The following is a 1,651-nucleotide window of genomic DNA, read 5'->3' as shown; positions in this document are numbered from 1 at the left end:
CGGATATAAGCCCCGGAACCTAATAAAACCCGGATTTACATGCCCTGACCAGCTGTAACGCCGAAAACCAGACACACTTTTTGCTACTTAACCCGCATAAACGCTGGGAATCACACACGTGTGATTAGACACGCGACCAGCCCCCGTTCGTGTCCGATTCATGGGAACAGACACGGGTGAAAACCAGTCATTCAAGTGTTGTTTTACTTTACTGTTATGTCGTGATAACACTATACAGTTTGTTGCTTACGCTGGGGTTATGTTTTTATAGATACCTTCCACCCCTTCTTTTTTAGGTGCTGAACAATCGTTTTAGCGATCCATTCAGTCATGGTGGTGTCGTGGGTAACACACCAAATCTTGAATGCTTTTTTCACGTCATCGTCAAGATAGATCGTGGTGCGTTTCATGTTCGGGTCCACCTCGCTAAAGGCGGTGGCCGCTGGCTTACGCGCCGGTTTCGGGGTTGCCGGGGCCTTCGGTGCCTTGGCCACAGACGCGGCGGGGGCCTGGGCGATAGTGAGGTTTCCTGCTTTTGCGTCGGCAGACCGTCGCTTGTTGGCAGCATCGAGTGCTTTAAGTGCGGCTTGCGGGGATAGTTCTGTTTTCATTTGGGTGGAGCATGGGTTGGAGTGCACCCCCAAGACGGTGGAGAATCTGAAAGCTTGTGAAAATTTATTGACACATCGTAGGTGTCGGGGTAGCACGGGAATTAGGTGAAAAACTAGGAATGCTTTCCACCGCTCAAGTTTTACTTGAGATGTGCGATCGCCACCGACGTAAAACCGCCAAGACGATAAAGCACTTTCCGTCAGGTACTAAACGAGTACATTTTTATCAGGAAAGGTTTTGAAAAATGCAGATTAAGGCAATTGCCAAGCCTCTTGCTGCTGTCGGACTTGCTCTCTCTCTATGAGTTTGTCACCCGCTCTCGCGTCCGCCACTGTTCCTACAGCCGGAGCGAGCACCCTGTCCCCCTCACAGACCCCTGCTTTCATGGGCGGTGGGCTACATGGTAGCACTACGCAGACCCAGTTCATTGAGGGCTACGGTAGGATCACGGCAACGATCAACAATGATACTGGTCAGGTCACTACAGTTCACCCTGACGGATCCATCACCAAGACAAATATCGAAGTCCTGGCAAAGGACCTTCAAGCTCGGCTGAAGGATGCAACGCCACAGCAGATTGCTATGGTTAAGGCCACAGCTAAGGCCACAGCCCAGAGCCGTGTCAGCAAGGAAGATGTTTGCCCCTACCTGGTCACAGCAGTAGGTACAATTCACGGCTTTACTTGGGCGGAAGTTCTCGGAATGGCTGCCGTCAACCCCGCGATTGCAGGGATCGCCGCACTAGGCGAAGCGTTCTTCTGGACTTGGGTTGGAAGTCACTGCTAATCAGTTATGAGTCCATACTTTAGGAGTAGGTAATGGCACCTTGGATTATCGGGGTCTGCGTTTTTGCTGGGGCTAGCATTGGATACGCACGCGGCCTAAAAAAGCGCATGGAACATGATCCCAGCCTTCGTGGAAAAGGCTTCAAAGTGCTCTTTCAGAAGTAAATAGAAAATGCCCCGTACGCTTAATACGGGGCATTTTCTATTTACTCACTCTGAGAGATCTTGGGTTAAGTAGCAAAATGTGTGTCTGG

General features: G+C 50.7%; 1 protein-coding gene. It reads right to left on the bottom strand.

Annotated elements, in window-relative coordinates:
- Positions 1–257: 257 nt before the first annotated feature.
- Positions 258–611 (bottom strand): hypothetical protein, encoded by a 354-nt coding sequence (locus BMZ01_RS10910; protein WP_092287320.1) that lies wholly within the window; start codon positions 609–611, stop codon positions 258–260.
- Positions 612–1,651 lie beyond the last annotated feature (1,040 nt).

Origin of the sequence: Corynebacterium spheniscorum (assembly GCF_900113445.1) — a bacterium.
Classification (GTDB): domain Bacteria; phylum Actinomycetota; class Actinomycetes; order Mycobacteriales; family Mycobacteriaceae; genus Corynebacterium; species Corynebacterium spheniscorum.
This window is presented reverse-complemented; position numbering and strand designations above follow the sequence as displayed.

Excerpts from the sequence above, each read along its gene's own strand:
- BMZ01_RS10910 (WP_092287320.1), bottom strand. The coding sequence starts at position 611 with ATGAAAACAGAACTATCCCCGCAAGCCGCACTTAAAGCACTCGATGCT.